14 protein-coding genes and 1 other RNA gene are annotated in these 17,543 nt (G+C 62.7%); 10 read left to right on the top strand and 5 right to left on the bottom strand.

Translation table 11 applies throughout. The annotated features are described in order from the left end of the window. Positions 1-14: 14 nt before the first annotated feature. A complete protein-coding gene (locus NKI79_RS01490; RefSeq protein WP_352799486.1) occupies positions 15-806 on the bottom strand; it encodes a glycoside hydrolase family 25 protein in 792 nt (263 codons plus the stop codon). Positions 807-1,212: 406 nt separating this feature from the next. Between NKI79_RS01490 and NKI79_RS01495 the strand changes: the two genes are divergently transcribed. Continuing rightward, the gene (locus tag NKI79_RS01495; protein ID WP_352799488.1) at positions 1,213-2,592 is read left to right on the top strand and encodes a serine hydrolase domain-containing protein; all 1,380 of its coding nucleotides are present in this window, start codon (positions 1,213-1,215) and stop codon (positions 2,590-2,592) included. A 208-nt stretch (positions 2,593-2,800) separates the two neighbouring features. Here NKI79_RS01495 and NKI79_RS01500 read toward each other — a convergent pair whose 3' ends face one another. The 3 genes from NKI79_RS01500 to NKI79_RS01510 form a co-directional block, all read right to left on the bottom strand. Next, on the bottom strand, positions 2,801-3,466 hold the full coding sequence (locus NKI79_RS01500) for a class I SAM-dependent methyltransferase (RefSeq protein ID WP_352799489.1): 666 nt from the start codon (positions 3,464-3,466) through the stop codon (positions 2,801-2,803). Continuing rightward, entirely contained in the window at positions 3,463-4,710 is a 1,248-nt protein-coding gene (locus NKI79_RS01505) for a BtaA family protein (RefSeq protein ID WP_352799491.1), read from the bottom strand. Before NKI79_RS01505 ends, NKI79_RS01500 begins: the two co-directional genes overlap by 4 nt. Positions 4,711-4,792: 82 nt before the next feature. Next, positions 4,793-8,668, bottom strand: coding sequence for a hydantoinase B/oxoprolinase family protein (locus NKI79_RS01510; RefSeq protein ID WP_352799725.1), 3,876 nt, complete (start codon positions 8,666-8,668; stop codon positions 4,793-4,795). Positions 8,669-8,842: 174 nt separating this feature from the next. Between NKI79_RS01510 and NKI79_RS01515 the strand changes: the two genes are divergently transcribed. The 5 genes from NKI79_RS01515 (at position 8,843) to rnpB (ending at position 12,168) form a co-directional block, all read left to right on the top strand. Next, positions 8,843-9,049, top strand: coding sequence for a hypothetical protein (locus tag NKI79_RS01515; RefSeq protein WP_254819002.1), 207 nt, complete (start codon positions 8,843-8,845; stop codon positions 9,047-9,049). A 248-nt stretch (positions 9,050-9,297) separates the two neighbouring features. Continuing rightward, positions 9,298-10,017, top strand: coding sequence for a J domain-containing protein (locus NKI79_RS01520; protein ID WP_254819001.1), 720 nt, complete (start codon positions 9,298-9,300; stop codon positions 10,015-10,017). Further along, the gene (locus NKI79_RS01525) at positions 10,014-10,781 is read left to right on the top strand and encodes an N-acetylmuramoyl-L-alanine amidase (protein WP_352799493.1); all 768 of its coding nucleotides are present in this window, start codon (positions 10,014-10,016) and stop codon (positions 10,779-10,781) included. Before NKI79_RS01520 ends, NKI79_RS01525 begins: the two co-directional genes overlap by 4 nt. A gap of 185 nt (positions 10,782-10,966) precedes the next feature. Next, positions 10,967-11,710, top strand: a complete 744-nt coding sequence (locus NKI79_RS01530; protein WP_352799495.1) for a lytic transglycosylase domain-containing protein — start codon at positions 10,967-10,969, stop codon at positions 11,708-11,710. A 59-nt stretch (positions 11,711-11,769) separates the two neighbouring features. Further along, positions 11,770-12,168, top strand: an RNA gene (gene rnpB, locus NKI79_RS01535) — RNase P RNA component class A. A 234-nt stretch (positions 12,169-12,402) separates the two neighbouring features. Here rnpB and NKI79_RS01540 read toward each other — a convergent pair. After that, positions 12,403-13,518, bottom strand: coding sequence for a cystathionine gamma-lyase (locus NKI79_RS01540; RefSeq protein WP_352799497.1), 1,116 nt, complete (start codon positions 13,516-13,518; stop codon positions 12,403-12,405). A gap of 407 nt (positions 13,519-13,925) precedes the next feature. On the opposite strand from NKI79_RS01540, the gene mraZ reads away from it, so the two are divergent. Genes mraZ through NKI79_RS01560 form a run of 4 tightly spaced genes read left to right on the top strand, consistent with a single transcriptional unit; the run spans position 13,926 to position 17,536 of the window. After that, positions 13,926-14,384, top strand: coding sequence for a division/cell wall cluster transcriptional repressor MraZ (gene mraZ, locus NKI79_RS01545; protein ID WP_254818997.1), 459 nt, complete (start codon positions 13,926-13,928; stop codon positions 14,382-14,384). Beyond that, on the top strand, positions 14,381-15,412 hold the full coding sequence (rsmH, locus tag NKI79_RS01550; protein ID WP_352799499.1) for a 16S rRNA (cytosine(1402)-N(4))-methyltransferase RsmH: 1,032 nt from the start codon (positions 14,381-14,383) through the stop codon (positions 15,410-15,412). Before mraZ ends, rsmH begins: the two co-directional genes overlap by 4 nt. A gap of 4 nt (positions 15,413-15,416) precedes the next feature. Beyond that, a complete protein-coding gene (ftsL, locus tag NKI79_RS01555) occupies positions 15,417-15,794 on the top strand; it encodes a cell division protein FtsL (protein ID WP_254818995.1) in 378 nt (125 codons plus the stop codon). Then, on the top strand, positions 15,791-17,536 hold the full coding sequence (locus tag NKI79_RS01560; protein ID WP_352799501.1) for a peptidoglycan D,D-transpeptidase FtsI family protein: 1,746 nt from the start codon (positions 15,791-15,793) through the stop codon (positions 17,534-17,536). Before ftsL ends, NKI79_RS01560 begins: the two co-directional genes overlap by 4 nt. Positions 17,537-17,543: the final 7 nt, after the last annotated feature.

Consider the following 17,543-nt stretch of genomic DNA (forward strand, 5'->3'; position numbering starts at 1 on the left):
CGGCAGGCCCGGTGTCAACGGGTGTTCTGCCGCAACCACTTCTTCCACGCGGCTTCGGAGCCGTTGAAGACGTTGATGTCGGCGTTTCCGGCCATGCCCGGCACGACGCCCGTTCCGGTATACTGCCAGAAGGTGAAGGGATGGCTGCCGTATTTCTGGCGCGGATGCCCGGCGACGGAGCGCAGCCAATAGGGGTAGCCGCGGAAACCCGACAAACCATTATCTTCGAAGAAGTCGAGCGACGTGTAGATGATCGGCTTCTTGCCGTAGTGTTTTTCGACGATTTCGAGGAACGTGCTCATCTCGCTGCGTACCGTGGCGGGATCGGGCCGCAGCTTGCACGTCGGCGATTTCGGGTTCCATTCCATGTCGAGGACCGGCGGCATCGCCGAGCTGTCTTTGGGCACGTTCTGGATGAACCAGCGCGCCTGGGTCGCGGCCGGCGTGCAAAAGTAGAAGAAGTGATAGGCGGCGCGGGGGATGCCCGAGGCCTTGGTGCGGCTCCAATGCTCGTTGAAAGCTTCATCGAACCGGTCTCCGCCCTCGGTTGCCTTGATGAAGGCGAAGGAGATGCCGCTGGCCCTGGCCGCCGGCCAGTCGATCGAGGTCTGGTATTTGGAGACGTCGGTGCCGTGGACGGCATAGCTCCACGGTGCGCCGCTATCCCATTCATGCGGGTCGGAATCGGCAAAACGGGGCGCGCGTACCGCAACCGTCGCGGCACTGGACGACGATGGCGTCAGATCCTCGACCGTCGAGCAGGCACCAAGCAGCATCAGCGTGATGAGGACCGCGAAACGGCGCATCGCTACTTCCCGAGCCGGTTTCAGCCGGCCGCTGATGGGTCTTTCCGCGGGTGGCCCCTCGACCGGGCGCAGCGTGTCTGAAACCGACTTACGCGACGCGCCTGGATCTTCGTTTCATGCATTTCCCAAACCGTTGCGCAGTTTTGGGACGCATGCATTCAAGCCCCGCCGGACGGTCACCCCACAGGATCGCCCGGTCTGTCCAAGCGCGTCGCTTCGACGCGCTTGGCTCTTTTGTCTGTGCATGTCGTGGTCCCAAAACCGCTGCGCGCTTTTGGGCGACATGCACCTGTGATCGCCGATCATGGTTGATATTCGGTTGACGGCGCTCGACAAGAGCCGCGATTTTGCCGAAACAATGGCGGCAAATCGATGACATAGATCGAGCGCGCCGGGGGAACTCAAAATGCAGATCCTTTTGAAGTTCGTCAAATGGCTGCTCGGCCTGGCTGTGCTGGCCGCCGCGATACTCGCCGGCTGGCTGTATTTCGCGCCGCCGGAACTGATCCGCGTCGGTTCCGGCTATGCGGCCAAGATCGTCTGCTCGAACGTCTTCATCGCCGGGCGCGACGCCAACGACGTGCTCGCCGTCGATGTGCAGGCGCCGGGTCATCCGCTGCTGAAGCTGATGAGAGTGTCGGTGGACAAGGAGAAGGGAACGGTTTCGGCGGGCCTGTTCGGCGCGCTCGGCAAAAGTGTCGCGGTCGCTCGCGAGGGGCTCGGCTGCGCCTCGGTTCCCGACGGGGATATTGCCGCCGCCAAGGTTATCGCCGGCGCTCCACCGACGCCGGCGCCGCTGCCCGATGCGATGTGGCCGGAAGGCGACGATGTCGGTGCCTCGCAGGATCCCGAGGTCGTGAAGGTCCTCGACGATCCAGCAATGACCGGCGCCGGGATGCGGGCGGTGGTGGTGGTCAAGAGCGGCCGCATCGTCGCTGAGCGCTATGGCGACGGCTTTTCCGAAAAGACGCCACTATTGGGCTGGTCGATGACCAAGACGGTGAATGCGGCGATCGTCGGCACGCTGGTGAAGAGCGGCAAGCTGGCGATGACCAACCAGGGCCTGTTCGGTCCCTGGAAGGGAGATGGCCGAGCCATGATCAGCCTCGCCGACATGATGGCGATGTCGAGCGGGCTGGAATTCAACGAGGATTATGGCGACGTCGCCGATGTGACGCGTATGCTCTATCTCGAACCGGACATGGCGGGCTTTGCCGGATCCAAGCCGCTGACCGGCGAGGTCGGCAAGGTGTTTTCCTATTCGAGCGGCACGGCGGTGATGCTGTCCCGATTGTGGCAGGACGCGATCGGCGACAAGGACAAGGCGCTGGCCTGGCCGAGGGCCGCGCTGTTCGATCCGCTCGGCATGCACAGCGCGGTGCTTGAAGCCGACGAGCACGGCACCTTCGTCGGCTCGTCCTATCTCTATGCCACGGCACGCGATTGGGCGCGCTTCGGCCAGTTCCTGCTGCAGGGCGGCGTCTGGAACGGCAAAGAGATACTGCCCGCCAGCTTCGTCGACTGGATGCGGGAACCGGCAACTGCCTCGAAGGTCTACGGCAAGGGGCAATTATGGATCGAAGGACCGGGCGACGAAGAAAACCCCGGTGCCGGCCTTGCCGCCGGCCTGCCCAAGGACACCTATTGGATGGAGGGGCATGACGGGCAAACGGTCGCCATCGTCCCCTCGGAGCAGCTGGTTGTGGTGCGGCTCGGCCTGACGCCGGCCAGGCTCGGCTACCGGCCGCAGGCGATGGTGGCGGCGCTGGTCAAGGCGCTGCATTAGGCTGTATCGATATTCAGGTCAGGCCGAGTCGAAAACGGCGGTTTCCTGCGCTTGCGGCCTTCACCGGGCCAAAGCACTCATGAGCGGTCGTGGCAGTTAAGGCTACGGCCGGCGTAGGCCGGTGCTGACGTACCCAAAAGGACCCTCCGCTCGGTTCTCGGAGCCCCCGTTCTCGACTCGGCCTGACCTGAATCTCCACACATCCTGGCTATCGACCTGGACCGATCACGGCGAGCCACGCATAGCCGCGACAAAGTGTTTGGAAACGGAAGCTTGCGCCAGTTCTTGCAGATTCTGAATCCAGAACCGCACGCAACGATTCACGCGGCTCGACGTGGAATTTTTTCAGCCAGCCACGCAACAGCGTGCGGAACCAGCTGGGCAAGGCTTCCTGCTGGCCAAAATCGACGACGTGCAGCGAGCCGCCCGGTGACAGGGCAGCAAGTGCCGCAGACACCGTCTTCTCCCAGCCGGGGATCATCGACAGCGAATACGAGACAAAGACGCGGTCGAAACTTTTGACGCCGAACAGCGCCTTTGCGTCGAAATCAGTGGCGTCGCCGCGCGCCAGGGCGACGCGACCGCAGAGGCCTTCGCGAGCGAGGGCGGCAGTGGCCGTCTCCAGCATCTCGGCCGAAATATCGAGGCCGAAGAAGCGCGCGCCGGGATAGCGGCGGGCAGCCAGGATGATGTTGCGGCCGGTGCCGCAGCCGAGCTCGAGCACGGTGCCGCCGGCGGGCACGTCAAGCCCTGATATCAGCCGATCGCGGCCGAGCAGATAATATTTGCGGGTCAGGTCGTAGATATGACGCTGCCAGCGGTAGACACCGTCCATCAGTTCGGCATGGCTGGCCGGCAATTCGGTCGTGCTCATGCGGACCGCTTCACATAGAGATGGAAGCCGCCATAGATGGCCGAGCGATCGCAGGCCGAAAACTCGCGCGAGGCGTCGTTCTCGTAGCGCCACTGGTCGAGCAGCGAATTCGAGACGCGGCCGGGCAGCAGGCTGGGTTCCGCTGCGGTACGGAAGACGACGCGGGCGCCTGTCGAGGCGGTTCGGGTGATCTCGGCCCACAACCCGTTGAGCTGGCCGTCGGTCATCCAGTCCTGTGCATCGAGCAGCACGAAGCGGTCGACCGAGCCGGCATCCTTGCCGGCAAGGAACTCGATCAGATTGGCGTGGTGGATGGCAACGCGATCGACATTGTTGCGGATCGTCTTGTAGTTGCGTACTTCGAGGTAGGCGGGCAGGGCGGCTTCGCCCGGATTAGGGTAACGGCGGGCGAAAGCCTGCCAGGCGAAATAATTGGTCTTCAGCGGAAAATCGCAGGCGAGCTTTTCCAGTCGTGCCTTCAGCACGCTGGCCATGGTGCCGTCACCCGAGGTGATCAGCGAATCGTACTGAGCCGGCGGAATGCCGAGGCCGAACAGCGAGGCTTTTCGCGAGGTCGCCCATTTCAGCAGCGATTTTTCGAAGACCGGCGCCAGCTCTTCGTCGAAGAAGCGGCGCTGATCGGCGATGCTCTTGGCGTCCATGATGCCGGCCGGGTCGACCCCGAAAAATTTTGCGGTGCGGTGGCCCATGGCGATGAACAGGCCAAGCAGGCCGGTCTGGTAGAAATTGCGGTCGAAGACGGCGATGCGGCGACGACCACGCCAGTTGCGGCGCTCCCAATAATGGCGGCTGACCGGGTCGAGATGCGGTGCGATGAAGCGATCGTAGGCCTGCGAATTGTGCCCGGTCCCAGCCGCACCGAAGAAACGGAACAGGTCGCCCTGCGACGGCAGGTGACGCACCGCTGCGAGCTTCATGCGGTTCAGCGCAATATGCGCGGCGTTGAGATCGACGGCATCGATCCTTTCTGGCGACCGGGTGAGATAGGCGAGGATGTTACAGCCGCCGGAGGCAATGGTGACGATGCGGTGGCCTTTGCCGAGTTGCATCGCGTCCATGTCGATTTCGGGGTCTTCCCAGATCTGCGGGTAGACGAGGCCGGAGAACACGAAGGCGAACAAGCGCTCGGAGATGCCGGCTTTCGACAGCGGGCGGTTCTGGTAGACGGCCTTGCCGACCTCCTTGCCGCGGCGAAAAACCAGTTCCCCAGAAATGTCCGTCATGGCAAGGCGATTCCCCGTTTGCTTTGCCGCAAGCGGGTAACGCAGGTGGATGACAGGCCGGTGACAACCTGTTGAAGCGAGTTCAGCCCTCGCCAAATCCGCCTGCGGTGGGTGTCGTCACAATGACTGCCTCGCCGGCGTCGAGCACCGTTTGATCGCAGGCTTTCAGCGTCTCGATCGCGCCGGTCTTGCGGCGGACGTTGGTCGAACCGGCCTCGCCATCACCGCCGCCGTCCAGCCCCCGCGGCGGGCGGTTGCGGTGCGAGGACAGGATCGCGCATTCCATCTTTTCGAGGAAGCGGATGGTGCGCTTGGTGCCGTCGCCGGCACTCCATTTGCCCTTGCCGCCGGAGCCCTCGCGGATGTGGAAATCCTCGAGCAATACCGGGAAACGCAGTTCCAGCACCTCCGGATCGGTCAGGCGCGAATTGGTCATATGGGTGTGGACGCCGGAGGTGCCGGCAAAGCCGCGGCCGTCGTTCATCCGGCCGGCCGGCGAGCCCGAGCAGATCGTCTCGTAATACTGGTACTGCTTGTTGCCGAAGGTGAGATTGTTCATCGTGCCTTGCGCATTGGCCATCGCCTTCATGGCGCCGAACAGCGCGTTGGTGACATGCTGCGAGGTCTCGACATTACCGGCCACGACTGCCGCGGGATAGGTGGGCTTCAGCATCGAGCCGTCGGGAATGATGATGTTGATCGGCCGCAGACATCCAGCATTCATCGGGATGTTGTCTTCGACCATGACGCGGAAGGCATAAAGCACTGCGGCTCGGGCGACCGGCTCTGGCGCATTGAAATTGTTCTTCATGACCGGCGACGTGCCGGTGAAGTCGACGGTGGCTTCGCGCTTCTGCCGGTCGATAGTGATCTTCACTTTGATCTTTTGCCCGGTGTCGGTCGGATATTCGTATTCGGAACTGTCGGGCAGCCGCTCCAGCACGCGGCGCACGCTTTCGGCGGCATTGTCCTGAACATGGCCCATGTAGGCTTCGACCACATCGAGGCCGAAATGCGCGACCATCTTGCGCAACTCGGCGACGCCCTTTTCGTTCGCGGCGATCTGTGCCTTGAGGTCGGCGATGTTCTGGTGCGGATTGCGCGCCGGGTAGGGGTGGTCGGTGAGCAGTGTCTCCAGGTCCTTCTCGCGGAACCGGCCGCGATCGACAATGCGGAAATTGTCAAACAGCACGCCTTCCTCGTCGACGGTGGTCGCAAGCGGCGTCATCGAGCCGGGCGCGGTGCCGCCGATGTCGGCGTGGTGGCCACGCGAGGCGACGTAGAAGAGAATGAGGGGTTCCTCCCTCCTTGAGGGGGAGGTGCCGCCGAAGGCGGCGGAGGGGGTCGCCGCGGCAGTGCTCGACGTTCTTGTGGTGCCTCCTGAGACGACCCCACCAGGCCGCTCCGCGGCCACCCTCCCCTCAAGGGGGAGGGAAAAAACAGGCGTCACCACGGTGATATCAGGCAGATGCGTGCCGCCATTGTAAGGCGCGTTCAGCGCAAAGACGTCGCCGGGGTGAATGCCGCCGGAATTGAGCCGGATGATGGTCTCCACCGAGCGATCCATGGAGCCGAGATGCACCGGCATGTGCGGTGCATTGGCGACCAGCGCGCCGTTCCGGTCGAAGACGGCGCAGGAGAAATCAAGCCGCTCCTTGATATTGACGGAATAGGCAGTGTTTTGCAGCGTTACGCCCATCTGTTCGGCGATCGACATGAACAGGTTGTTGAAGACCTCCAGCATCACTGGATCGGCTTCGGTGCCGAGTGCGGCGTGCCGGCGCTTCTTCTCGACGCGCCGCATCAATACGTGGTCCTTGGCGGTGATCTCGGCCTGCCAGCCCGGCTCGACGACAATGGTCTGGTTCGGCTCGATGATCAAAGCAGGGCCGGCGATCTTGTTACCAGGCTTCAGTGTTTCGCGAGGGAAGATGCCAGCGTCGCGCCAGACGCCGTCGACAAAGATTTTCCGGTTCCCGGAAGGACTTGCGGCCATATCTGCAACAACTGAATCGCTTTCATCGCGGCCGGTGCCGCCGGTGTCGGTACCTTCGACGCCGATCGATTCGACGATCATCGGCTTGTCGTCGTAGACAAAGCCGAACTGCGCCTTGTGCGCCGATTCGAAGTCCGTCTTGGCCTGCGCGATCGAGCCGTGACCAAAGTTCACAGGCAGCGCAGTATCGGTGCCGTCATAGCGGACCTGCAGCACCGGCTTCGAGGCGACCGCGTCTTCGGCGATGCCTTGTGCGGCGAGTTCGTCGATGACGGCTTTGCGCAGCGTTGCGATGAGTTCATCGATCGCCGCCCCGGAGTCCTCCACCAGCGGCTTCAGCAGCGCCTGCTGGCGTGACGCAAATACAGAGGACAGGCCGATGCCGTATGCCGATAGCAGGCCGGAGAACGGATGGATCAGCACCGCCTCCATGCCCAGCGCATCGGCAACCAGGCAAGCGTGCTGGCCGCCGGCGCCGCCGAAACAGTTCAGGAGGTATTCGGTGACGTCGTAGCCGCGCTGCACGGAAATCTTCTTGATGGCGTTGGCCATGTTTTCGACGGCGACGGTGACGAACCCCTCGGCGACGGCTTCCGGCGAGCGGCCGTCGCCGATCTCGGCGGCAAGGGCCGTGAATTTTTCGCGAACCGTCTGCACGTCGAGCGGTTCGTCCTGCCCCGGTCCAAAAATAGCCGGGAAGAACTCGGGCTGCAGCTTGCCCAGCATGACATTGGCGTCGGTGACGGCCAGCGGACCGCCGCGCCGGTAGGCGGCCGGGCCGGGGTTGGCGCCGGCCGAATCCGGCCCGGCGCGAAAGCGGCCGGCCTCGTAATGCAGGATCGAGCCGCCGCCGGCGGCGACGGTGTGGATGCGCATCATCGGTGCACGGATGCGCACGCCGGCGACCTCGGTGTCGAAGGCGCGCTCGTAGTCGCCATCATAGTGGGCGACATCGGTGGAGGTGCCGCCCATGTCGAAGCCGATGACCTTGCCGAAACCGGCGAGTTTTGCCGTCTCGACCATGCCGACGACGCCGCCGGCCGGGCCGGACAACAGCGCATCCTTGCCCTGGAACATATCGGCGGCGGTGAGGCCGCCCGACGACATCATGAACATGAGGCGAGGAGATTCCCTCCCCCTTGAGGGGAGGGTGGCGGCGAAGCCGCCGGGTGGGGTCGTTGCGGCAGTGCTCAACGTTCTGGCGGTGCCTTCTGAGATGACCCCCTCTGGCCGCTGCGCGGCCATCTCCCCCTCGAGGGGGGAGAAAACTCCCAGTTCCCCTGCCACCCTTTGCACATACCTTGCCAGGATCGGCGAAAGATAGGCGTCCACCACCGTGGTGTCGCCGCGGCCGACCAGCTTGATCAGCGGCGAGACCTCGTGGCTGACCGAGACCTGGGAGAATCCGAGCTTTCGACAGACTTTGGCGACGGCCTTTTCGTGCTCGGGGTGTTTCCAGGCATGCATGAAGACGATCGCGACCGCATCGATGCCGTCCGCCTTGGCTTGCTCAATAGCCGGGCGTACGGAAGCAATGTCGAGCAGGCGCTCGATACTGCCGTCGGCGCGAACCCGTTCGTCGATTTCGACGACACGCTCATAGAGCTGTTCGGGAAGGATGATCTGCTTGGCAAAGATATCGGGCCTGGCCTGATAGGCGATCCTCAGCGCATCGCGGAAGCCTTTGGTGATGAGCAGCAGCACGCGGTCGCCCTTGCGCTCCAGAAGCGCATTGGTGGCGACCGTGGTGCCCATCTTGACATCGCCGATCAGCGCGGAGGGGATCGGGGCGCCGGGCTGGACGCCGAGCAGTTCGCGAATGCCCTGGATGGCTGCATCGGCATAGACTTCGGGATTTTCCGAAAGAAGTTTCCTTGGATGCAGCCCGCCTTGCGGGTCCCGGCCGATGACGTCGGTGAAGGTACCGCCGCGGTCGATCCAGAAATCCCATTTTGCGGTCATGGCAGCGCTTCCGGGCATTTTCATTTAGGCATCCTGTTAGTGCTCAACGCTTTGTACGGCCAAGCGCTTGATGTTACACGCGGAAACGCAACGTTACGAAACTGATCATGATCTGACGCATTGTGCCCTCGATCGTCGCCGGCAACGGTGGCGTGATTAGAGGAGAGATATATCATGAAGAAACTCATTCTTGCGTCGGTCTCGGCGCTTGCCTTGCTTGGCGTTGCGGCCTGCAGCGACAGCGGCACCGACACCACCACGACGCAGAGCACCAACCCGCCGGCATCCGACCAGACGATGAAGCCGGCTGCTCCTGACGCAAACAAGCCTGCCGAGCCGGCCCCGGCTCCGGCGCCTGCGCCGGCTGCCCCGGCGCAGTAGTCGCAGTAGTCAACGTGACAGCCAAGAAAGGCCGGCCTCACACGCCGGCCTTTCTGCTGCTTACGATACAAGCGCATTGTGGCTGAATGCGACGACACGGGTTTGCGCGCAGCGGCTTCCGTCTGCAGATTTTCCATGGGTAAGCACTAGCGCCAGCCGCCTTAGGCATTCCGCCAAATCGATTGGGCCAGCCCCTGCGGCACTGTCTTGGCTTGATAGCGATGGGTGGTTGGCCCTATGAAGCCCCCATGTCGATTTGGGACCGCCTCGGCGACTTCGTCACACGCGTTTCATCTTCAGCGTCGTCAGGCGTCGCCGAAGTGGTCGAAGCCGTGCGTACGGTTTTCTCCGGCGATGCCGATTTGCGCCGGCGTGTCGCCTTCTCGGTGGCGATGATCGCGCTTTCGGCCAAGATGGCCAAGGCAGACGGCATCGTCACGCAAGACGAGGTGCGCGCCTTCCAAGAAATATTCGAGGTGCCGAAGGAACAGAGGCGCAATGTGGCGCGGCTCTACGATTTGGCCAAACGCGACATTGCCGGTTTCGAGACCTATGCCGAGCGTATGGCGCAGCTTTGCGGTTCGGGCCATACCAACTGCCTGATGCTCGAGGATATACTCGACGGGCTGTTCCACATCGCCAAGGCCGACGGGCTGGTGCATGAGCGCGAGGGCGAATTCCTGCATCGCATCGCCGAGATCTTCCGCATCGATGAGGCGCATTACCAGAGCATCCTGGCGCGGCATGTCGATCTGGGTGCCGCCGACCCCTATGTCGTGCTCGGCATCGAGCGTGGGAAGCCGTTCGACGAGGTCCGCAGGCGCTACCGCAAGCTGGTTTCCGACAATCATCCGGACCGGCTGATCGCACGCGGCCTGCCGCAGGAATTCATCAAGATCGCAACGACCAGGCTGGCGGCGATCAACGCGGCCTATGAAATGATCGAGCGAGGCCTGCGGCACGCATGAGCGGCTTTCCGCCCGACGAGCCGAGCGCCGAGGTCAGGGTATCGCCGAATTTCGGACCACGGCGCGGGACGCCCGGACCCGATATGATCGTGCTGCACTACACCGGCATGGCAACCGGGGCCGGTGCCGAGGCATGGCTGTGCGATCCGGCAAGCGAGGTATCGTCGCACTATCTGGTCCATGAGGACGGCCGCATTGTTCAGATGGTAAGGGAAAGCGACCGCGCCTGGCATGCCGGCAAGAGCTCGTGGTTCGGACAGAGCGACATCAACTCCTGTTCGATCGGCATCGAGATCGTCAATCCGGGGCATACGCTCGGCTATCGCAACTTTCCAAAACCGCAGATCGACGCGGTGATCGGCCTGTGTGCCGGCATCGTCAAGCGCCATCCCATTCCGGCGCAGCGGGTGCTCGCCCATTCCGACGTGGCACCGGGGCGCAAGGTCGATCCGGGCGAGAAATTTCCATGGAAAGCCTTGTTTGCTGCCGGCATCGGCCATGTTGTGCCGGCAGCACCGATCCGGCGCGGCGCCGTGCTGAGGCCAGGCGATACCGGCGCCGATGTTGAGGCACTGCAGTCGATGCTGGCGCTTTATGGTTATGGCGTCGAGATCACCGGCGCTTTCGACCGGCAGACCGAAATCGTGGTCGAGGCATTTCAACGGCACTTCCGGCAGCGCCTGGTCGACGGCGTGGCTGACGGATCGACGATCCGCACGCTGGAAAGGCTGCTTGCTTCCGTAAGGATAGCCTCTCTCAAATAACCTTTTGCCAGCTTAAAAGTTACAATCTGTTACTCAAAGTGACTTGCGTCGCCTTCTTTGGCGCCAATTCCGTCGTCAAAGGCGATCCGCACAGATTGTCGGACGTCTATCCCCCCAGATGTTCCGATGTTGATTGAGGGTATCTGCGCGAAGTTCTTTGTGCGGATCAAACAGAACAGGATCACATGCAGAAATTGACCGTTTTAACGGCAGCCATTGCTGCCGGCGTAATGACTTTTGCCTTCAGTGCGGCAAACAGCGCACCGCTGAGCCAGCGGGCCGATCAGGGCTTCAGTGCCGCAGCCGGCAGAACCGCCATGCCGAAGGGTGGTGCAAAAGTAGAGAAGACCGCCACCGCGAAAGTGGAAAAAGCAGCCGCGGTAAGGACGAAAAAGCCAGTCTCCGCGAAAAGGCCAACCGCTGCGACAAAGACAATCGCCAAACAGCATGTGAAGCGTAACCGCAAACGCATCGACCGCATAGCAACGGCGTCAGTCGCTCCGAAGAGCAGGCCAGCGCCCCAGGCGGCGGTTGTCGACGGCGGCGGACAGTATTCGGCGATCATTGCGCGTTATGCCGCCAGCTATGGCGTGCCGGTGTCGCTCGCCAATGCCGTCATCAAGATCGAAAGCAACTACCGGCCGAACCAGGTCGGCAGCGCCGGCGAGATCGGCCTGATGCAGATCAAGCCGGCGACGGCAAGAATGATGGGCTATAGCGGTTCGGTTCAGGGTCTCTACGATCCCGATACCAACATCAAATACGGCATGAAGTACCTGGCCATGGCGCGGGATCTCGGCGGCGGCACGACCTGCGGCACGATCCTGAAATACAATGCCGGCCACGCCGCCACACGGATGAACCCGGTGTCCGCAGCCTATTGCGGCAAGGTCAAGGTGCAACTGGCAGCGCTTGGAGCGCCCGCCTGACAAGGGATAACTTGCTTTTTCGTTTGCGTTTTCGGGCCCGAACCCCTTTATACGCCTTGCCAGCTGGCCGGGCGGCCGCACCCGCGAAGCCGAAAGGCTGCGGGTGAGGAAAGTCCGGGCTCCATGGAGACACGGTGCCGGTTAATGGCCGGCGGGGGCGACCCCAGGGAAAGTGCCACAGAAAGCAAACCGCCACGATCCAATCGTGGCAAGGGTGAAAGGGTGGGGTAAGAGCCCACCGCGCGACTGGCAACAGGAGCGGCACGGTAAACCCCACCGGGAGCAAGACCGAATAGGGACGGTGCGAGGGGAAACCCTCGGGGGCTGTTTCCGGCTCACCGTCCGGGTAGGTTGCGTGAGGCGCATGGCAACATGCGCCCAAGATGAATGGCCGCCGCGTTCTCGCCCCGCAAGGGGCGAGGGCCATACAGAACCCGGCTTACAGGCCAGCTGGCAGTTTTCTACCCATGTCGCGCAAGACAGCGAGGCTGCGGCCGATCGATTGCTCGATCGGATCGAAGCCCGCTGGCAGCAAATGGCCACTTATCCCTTCTCAGGTGCACCGCGCGAGGACATCGCGCCCGGCATCCGTCACCTGATCGTTGGGCGAATACATCACCTCGTATAGTGTCCGCGAAGAGGCGATCGAAATCATTCGCGTCCTCCACGGCCGGCGCAAGATCGACGCCGGCTCAGCCACCGATTGCATCTAGCGACGCTTCGATCGCTTGCCAAAGCTCTTCCACCGGCTCGCAGCCGACCGACAGGCGAACGAAGCCGGGCGGAACGGCATCTCCCCTTTTTGATCGCCGTTCGGCCGAGGTGTGCACGCCGCCGAACGATGTCGCGGCCTGCATCAAGGCGCAATTGTTGATGAAATCCTCGGCCTTGTCCTCCGAGGCGAGCACGAACGAGATGAGAAAGCCGAAGCGCTCCATCTGGGCGCGGGCAAGATTGTGCGATGGGTCGCTCTCCAGTCCCGGAAAGCGCAAGCCGCTGATAGCGCGATGGTTTTTCAGCCGTTGCGCTATCATTTCGGCGGAAGTGCACATGCGGTCGAAGCGCACGTCCAGCGTTTCGAGGCCGCGATGCACCAGCCATGCCTCGAACGGCCCGGGGATGGCGCCCGACGTCTCGCGCCAGTCTGTCACCCTCGAGATAATGTCCGCGTCGCGGCTGGCGACATGGCCGAACAGCACATCGGAATGACCGTTTGGTGCCTTGGTGTCGGCAGCAATGACGATATCGGCGCCGAGATCGAGCGGGCGCTGGCCGAAAGGTGTCATCGTCGTGTTGTCGACCACAAGCACCGCACCCGCTCTATGCACGGCTTCGGCGACGGCTGCGATGTCGCATATGTCCAGGCCTGGGTTGGCGGGTGTTTCGACGAAGGCAAGCCGATAGCCGTCGAAGCCGCCGTCGAGGAAGCTCGACGTCGGCCGGACATCGTAGGCAACGCCGAAGGCTTTCAGGAAACGGTCTGCCAGCGCTCGCGTCGTATGATAACCGTCGGACGGCAGCAGGATACGGTCGCCGGCTTTGAGCAGGCCGAAAAATATCGCCGAGATGGCAGCCATTCCCGAGGGAAAGGCGACGCATGGAGCGTCCTCCAAATGCGCCAGCATGTGCTCGACCGCATCCCAGGTCGGATTGCTGAAGCGGCCATATTGATCGAAGCCGGTGGCGTCGCCGGGCGCATGAAAGATGGCGGCCATGGTCAGGGGTAAGGGGATCGGGTCGCCCTTGGCCAGCCCGCCGCGGCGCAGATGGGGAAGTGCTGCGGCGCGTGACTTGGCTGTTTCGGACATGATTTCAAACCTCATTACTGACCGGAAAAGGAGATGCCGAGGCTATGCGCGGCAGCGATCCGCAGCAAGTCGGCTCCGGTTGGGCCACACGGCTCTAAACGCTTCGTTAGGCTTAATAGACGATAAAGACGGGAGTGCCGTCAAAAGCTGCTCTCCCCAGTTGTGGCAGGCGCGTTTTGAAGACTGTTCCCGTTGACGCCCATAACACCCCATGATATCCCATTCCGATACTCAAGCCTTCGTTCCGTGTCAGGGTGAAGCGTACGCCAATCGGGCAGCCGCGGCGGCTGCGCGTTTGCCTGCGTTCGCCCGTCATAACGAAGTGGGTTTTGGAAGCCGACCGGGCTGGGGCGGCGCGGACAGGAAGATGCAGAGGGGTGCGGCGGCGCAAGCGGCCGTAACGCGTAATGGACCGGTTTCTGTCGAACGCGGTGAACAGGATCGATGCGAAGGGACGGGTGTCCGTGCCGGCGCATTTCCGTGCCGTTGTGCAGAAACGCGGCTATTCGGAACTTTATGCGCTACGCTGCCTGGATCGCCCGGCGATGGATGTCGGTGGGCTCGACCTGCTCGATCGCTACGAGCAGCGCATCGCCCAGGAGGACCCGTTCCTGCAGACGGCGGACGACATGTCGTTCTTCTGCCATGGCGATGGAACGTTTCTGAAGCTCGACCAGGACGGCCGTATCACGATGAGCGATTTCATTCGCGAGCATACCGGCATTTCAGCGGAAGTGGCCTTCGTTGGCCGCGGCAATTTCTTTCAAATCTGGGAGCCCGGACGGCTCAGCGCCTATGGGACGGAAGCACGCGCCCGGCTTTTGCAGCTTCGGCAGGGGACGAAGCCCGGGGAGCGGCCGGAATGATGGCGGGCGACGGCGATGAAGTTCATGCCGCTGGCGGACCAGCCCGCCACATTCCGGTCCTCCTTGCCGAAGTTCTGGAGGCGCTGGCCCCGACAAAAGGCGAGGTGATCGTCGACGGCACGTTCGGTGCCGGCGGCTACACCAAGGCCATTCTGGCAAGCGGAGCCTCGGTCGTCGCCATCGACCGCGATCCGGATGCGATTGCGGCGGGGCGGGCCCTTGAACAGCAGTCCGGCGGCAAGCTCAGGCTTGTCCAGGCACCGTTCTCGACGCTCGACGAGCAGGTTGAAAGTGCCGATGGCGTCGTGCTCGACATCGGCATCTCCTCCATGCAGATCGACCAGCCGGAGCGCGGCTTTTCGTTCCGGGCCGATGGACCGCTCGACATGCGCATGGCGCAGGCGGGCCTGAGCGCCGCCGACGTCGTCAACACCTTCAAGGTGGGCGATCTTGCCCGCATCTTCGGTTTTCTCGGCGAGGAACGCCATGCCGGGCGCATCGCCCGCATGATCGAGAGCCGTCGTGAAAAACGCCCCTTCGAGCGCACGCTCGACCTTGCCGATGCCATCGAGACGCATATCGGTCGCGCGCCAAAAGACAAGATCCATCCGGCCACCCGCGTTTTCCAGGCGCTGCGCATCTTCGTCAATGACGAGTTCGGCGAACTGGCCAAGGCACTGTTTGCCGCCGAGCGCGCGCTGAAACCGGGCGGGCGGCTTGCCGTGGTGACCTTCCATTCCCTGGAGGACCGCATTGTCAAGCGCTTCATCGCCGACAGAGCCGATTCAGCGACCGGATCGCGGCATCTGCCCGAGGCCCAGGCGCGCACCGCCACCTTCACCAAGAAGGGCGGCGGCGTGACGCCTGGCGATGCCGAGATATCGGCAAATCCGCGGGCGCGCTCGGCAAGGCTGCGCGCTGCGATCCGTACAGAGGCGCCGGCGCGTGCCGGCGATTTTTCGATTTTCGGCCTGCCAAAACTGCCTGGCCCAAAGCTTCCCGGCGCCGATCGTCCGGGAGAGAGGTGAGCACGTGTTTCGTACCAGCGACATAGTCCTGATCGCCGTCATGGTCTCGGCGGCTGCCCTGACCTACAAGACCAAGCGCGAAGCCGAGGAGCAACTGGCGGCAGTGCACAAGATCCAGGCGCAGATCCGTTATGAAGAGGACACGATCGACCTGCTCAAGGCGGACTGGAGTCTGCTTACCCAGCCGTCGCGCCTGCAAAAGCTCACCGAAATCTACAAATCGCAACTCGGACTCGAGCCGGTCAATGCGCGGCAGATCGTCGGGCTGGACGATCTGCCGGCGAAGCCCGTCAACATCGAGGACCTTTCATCGCAGCGGCTGGGCGGCATGGCCGATGTCGGCGGCAAGGATCCCGTGGTGACCGGAGGCATCATCCAATGATCAGCGGATTTCCAATCGCCGCCAGATTTCCAAAGGTTGGGAGGCTGCTGAAGCGCGGTTCGAAGCCCGGTGCGGGCGGATCGATCGTCGTCGAAGGAGCCCGCAAGGCGACCGGTGGCAAGGGAAGGACCCGCATCGTCATGACGATGGCGGTGTTCTTCGGCATCTATTCTACCATTGCCGGGCGGTTGGTCTATCTGGGTTTCCAGAATCCCGACCTGTCGGGCGGCCCGCAGAGCCGGGTGACGGCATCGCGACCCGACATCGTCGACCGTAACGGCGAAGTGCTGGCGACCGACATCAAGACGGCGTCGCTGTTTGCTGAGCCGCGCCGCATCGTCGATGCCGACGAGGCGATCGAAAAACTGTCGACGGTGCTTCCCGAGATCGACTACGAGCAGACATACAACAAGCTGAAGAGCGGCGCCGGCTTCGTCTGGCTGCAGCGGCAACTGACGCCGAAGCAGCAGGCCGACATCATGCAGCTCGGCATCCCCGGCTTCGGCTTCCGCACCGAAAAGCGCCGGTTCTATCCGGCCGGCGAAACCTCGTCCTACATTGTCGGCCTCACCAACATCGACAATCAGGGCATCTCCGGCATGGAGAAATACATAGACGAACAAGGCCTGAGCGACCTTCAGGCGTCGGGCCTGGCGGTGGCCAAGGATTTGAAACCGGTGCAGCTCTCGATCGACCTGCGCGTCCAGCATATCGTGCGCGACGAGGTCGCCACCGGCATGGAAAAGTACCACGCGATCGCGGCGGGCGCCGTCGTGCTCAACGTCAAGACCGGCGAGGTGCTGGCGATGGCCTCCGTTCCGGATTTCGATCCGAACAACCCCTATAATGCGCAGGACAAGGACCGGCTCAACCGAATGTCCGCAGGCCTCTACGAAATGGGGTCGACCTTCAAGAGCTTCACCACCGCCATGGCGCTCGATTCCGGCAAGATAACGCTGCAAAGCCGCTTCGACGCGTCGCGCCCGATCAGGATCGGCCATCAAACCATCCATGATTTCCATGCCAAGGGCCGGATACTGTCAGTTCCGGAAGTGTTCATCTACTCGTCCAATATCGGTTCTGCCAAGGAAGCCGAAGCGGTTGGCATCGACGGACACCGCGAATTCCTGCATCGCCTGGGAATCCTCGAGAAGATGCAGACTGAACTGCCGGAAGTCGCTCGGCCGACCGAGCCCAAGGTCTGGAAGCAGGTCAATTCGATCACCATCGCCTTCGGCCACGGCGTGTCGACGACTCCGCTACAGACAGCGGTCGGCTGCGCCGCGCTGATGAATGGCGGCTATCTGATGGACCCAACCTTCCTGCCTCGCACGCAGGAGCAGGCGATGGCGGTGGCCAAGAAAGTGGTCAGCGACAAGACGGTCGAGGGCATGCGCTATCTCTATGCACTCAATGCCGAAAAGGGATCCGGTCGCAATGCACGGGTGCCAGGATACCGGGTGGGCGGCAAGACGGGAACGGCGGAGAAGGTCGTCAACGGCCGCTACTCGAAGGAAAGGAATTTCAACGCCTTCGTTGCAGCTTTCCCGATGGACGATCCGCAATACATAGTGCTTACGATCGCCGACGAACCGAAGCCGGAAAAGCCCGGCATGGGTGCTACGGCCGCCTCGAACGCGGGCATCATGGCTGCAAACATCATCCGACGTGCGGCTTCCATGCTTGGCGTGAAGCCAGATTTCAGCCATGAAAATGGTGCAACGCTGGTTTCCTATCAGTGATTCTTCG

This window comes from Mesorhizobium sp. M0340, from assembly GCF_040321535.1.
Taxonomy (GTDB): Bacteria; Pseudomonadota; Alphaproteobacteria; order Rhizobiales; family Rhizobiaceae; genus Mesorhizobium.

What these genes read in the sequence shown, in the direction of transcription:
- NKI79_RS01490 (WP_352799486.1), bottom strand. Translation starts at nt 806, where the DNA reads ATGCGCCGTTTCGCGGTCCTCATCACGCTGATGCTGCTTGGTGCCTGC.
- NKI79_RS01495 (WP_352799488.1), top strand. Translation starts at nt 1,213, where the DNA reads ATGCAGATCCTTTTGAAGTTCGTCAAATGGCTGCTCGGCCTGGCTGTG.
- NKI79_RS01500 (WP_352799489.1), bottom strand. Translation starts at nt 3,466, where the DNA reads ATGAGCACGACCGAATTGCCGGCCAGCCATGCCGAACTGATGGACGGT.
- NKI79_RS01505 (WP_352799491.1), bottom strand. Translation starts at nt 4,710, where the DNA reads ATGACGGACATTTCTGGGGAACTGGTTTTTCGCCGCGGCAAGGAGGTC.
- NKI79_RS01510 (WP_352799725.1), bottom strand. Translation starts at nt 8,668, where the DNA reads ATGACCGCAAAATGGGATTTCTGGATCGACCGCGGCGGTACCTTCACC.
- NKI79_RS01515 (WP_254819002.1), top strand. Translation starts at nt 8,843, where the DNA reads ATGAAGAAACTCATTCTTGCGTCGGTCTCGGCGCTTGCCTTGCTTGGC.
- NKI79_RS01520 (WP_254819001.1), top strand. Translation starts at nt 9,298, where the DNA reads ATGTCGATTTGGGACCGCCTCGGCGACTTCGTCACACGCGTTTCATCT.
- NKI79_RS01525 (WP_352799493.1), top strand. Translation starts at nt 10,014, where the DNA reads ATGAGCGGCTTTCCGCCCGACGAGCCGAGCGCCGAGGTCAGGGTATCG.
- NKI79_RS01530 (WP_352799495.1), top strand. Translation starts at nt 10,967, where the DNA reads ATGCAGAAATTGACCGTTTTAACGGCAGCCATTGCTGCCGGCGTAATG.
- NKI79_RS01540 (WP_352799497.1), bottom strand. Translation starts at nt 13,518, where the DNA reads ATGTCCGAAACAGCCAAGTCACGCGCCGCAGCACTTCCCCATCTGCGC.
- mraZ (WP_254818997.1), top strand. Translation starts at nt 13,926, where the DNA reads ATGGACCGGTTTCTGTCGAACGCGGTGAACAGGATCGATGCGAAGGGA.
- rsmH (WP_352799499.1), top strand. Translation starts at nt 14,381, where the DNA reads ATGATGGCGGGCGACGGCGATGAAGTTCATGCCGCTGGCGGACCAGCC.
- NKI79_RS01560 (WP_352799501.1), top strand. Translation starts at nt 15,791, where the DNA reads ATGATCAGCGGATTTCCAATCGCCGCCAGATTTCCAAAGGTTGGGAGG.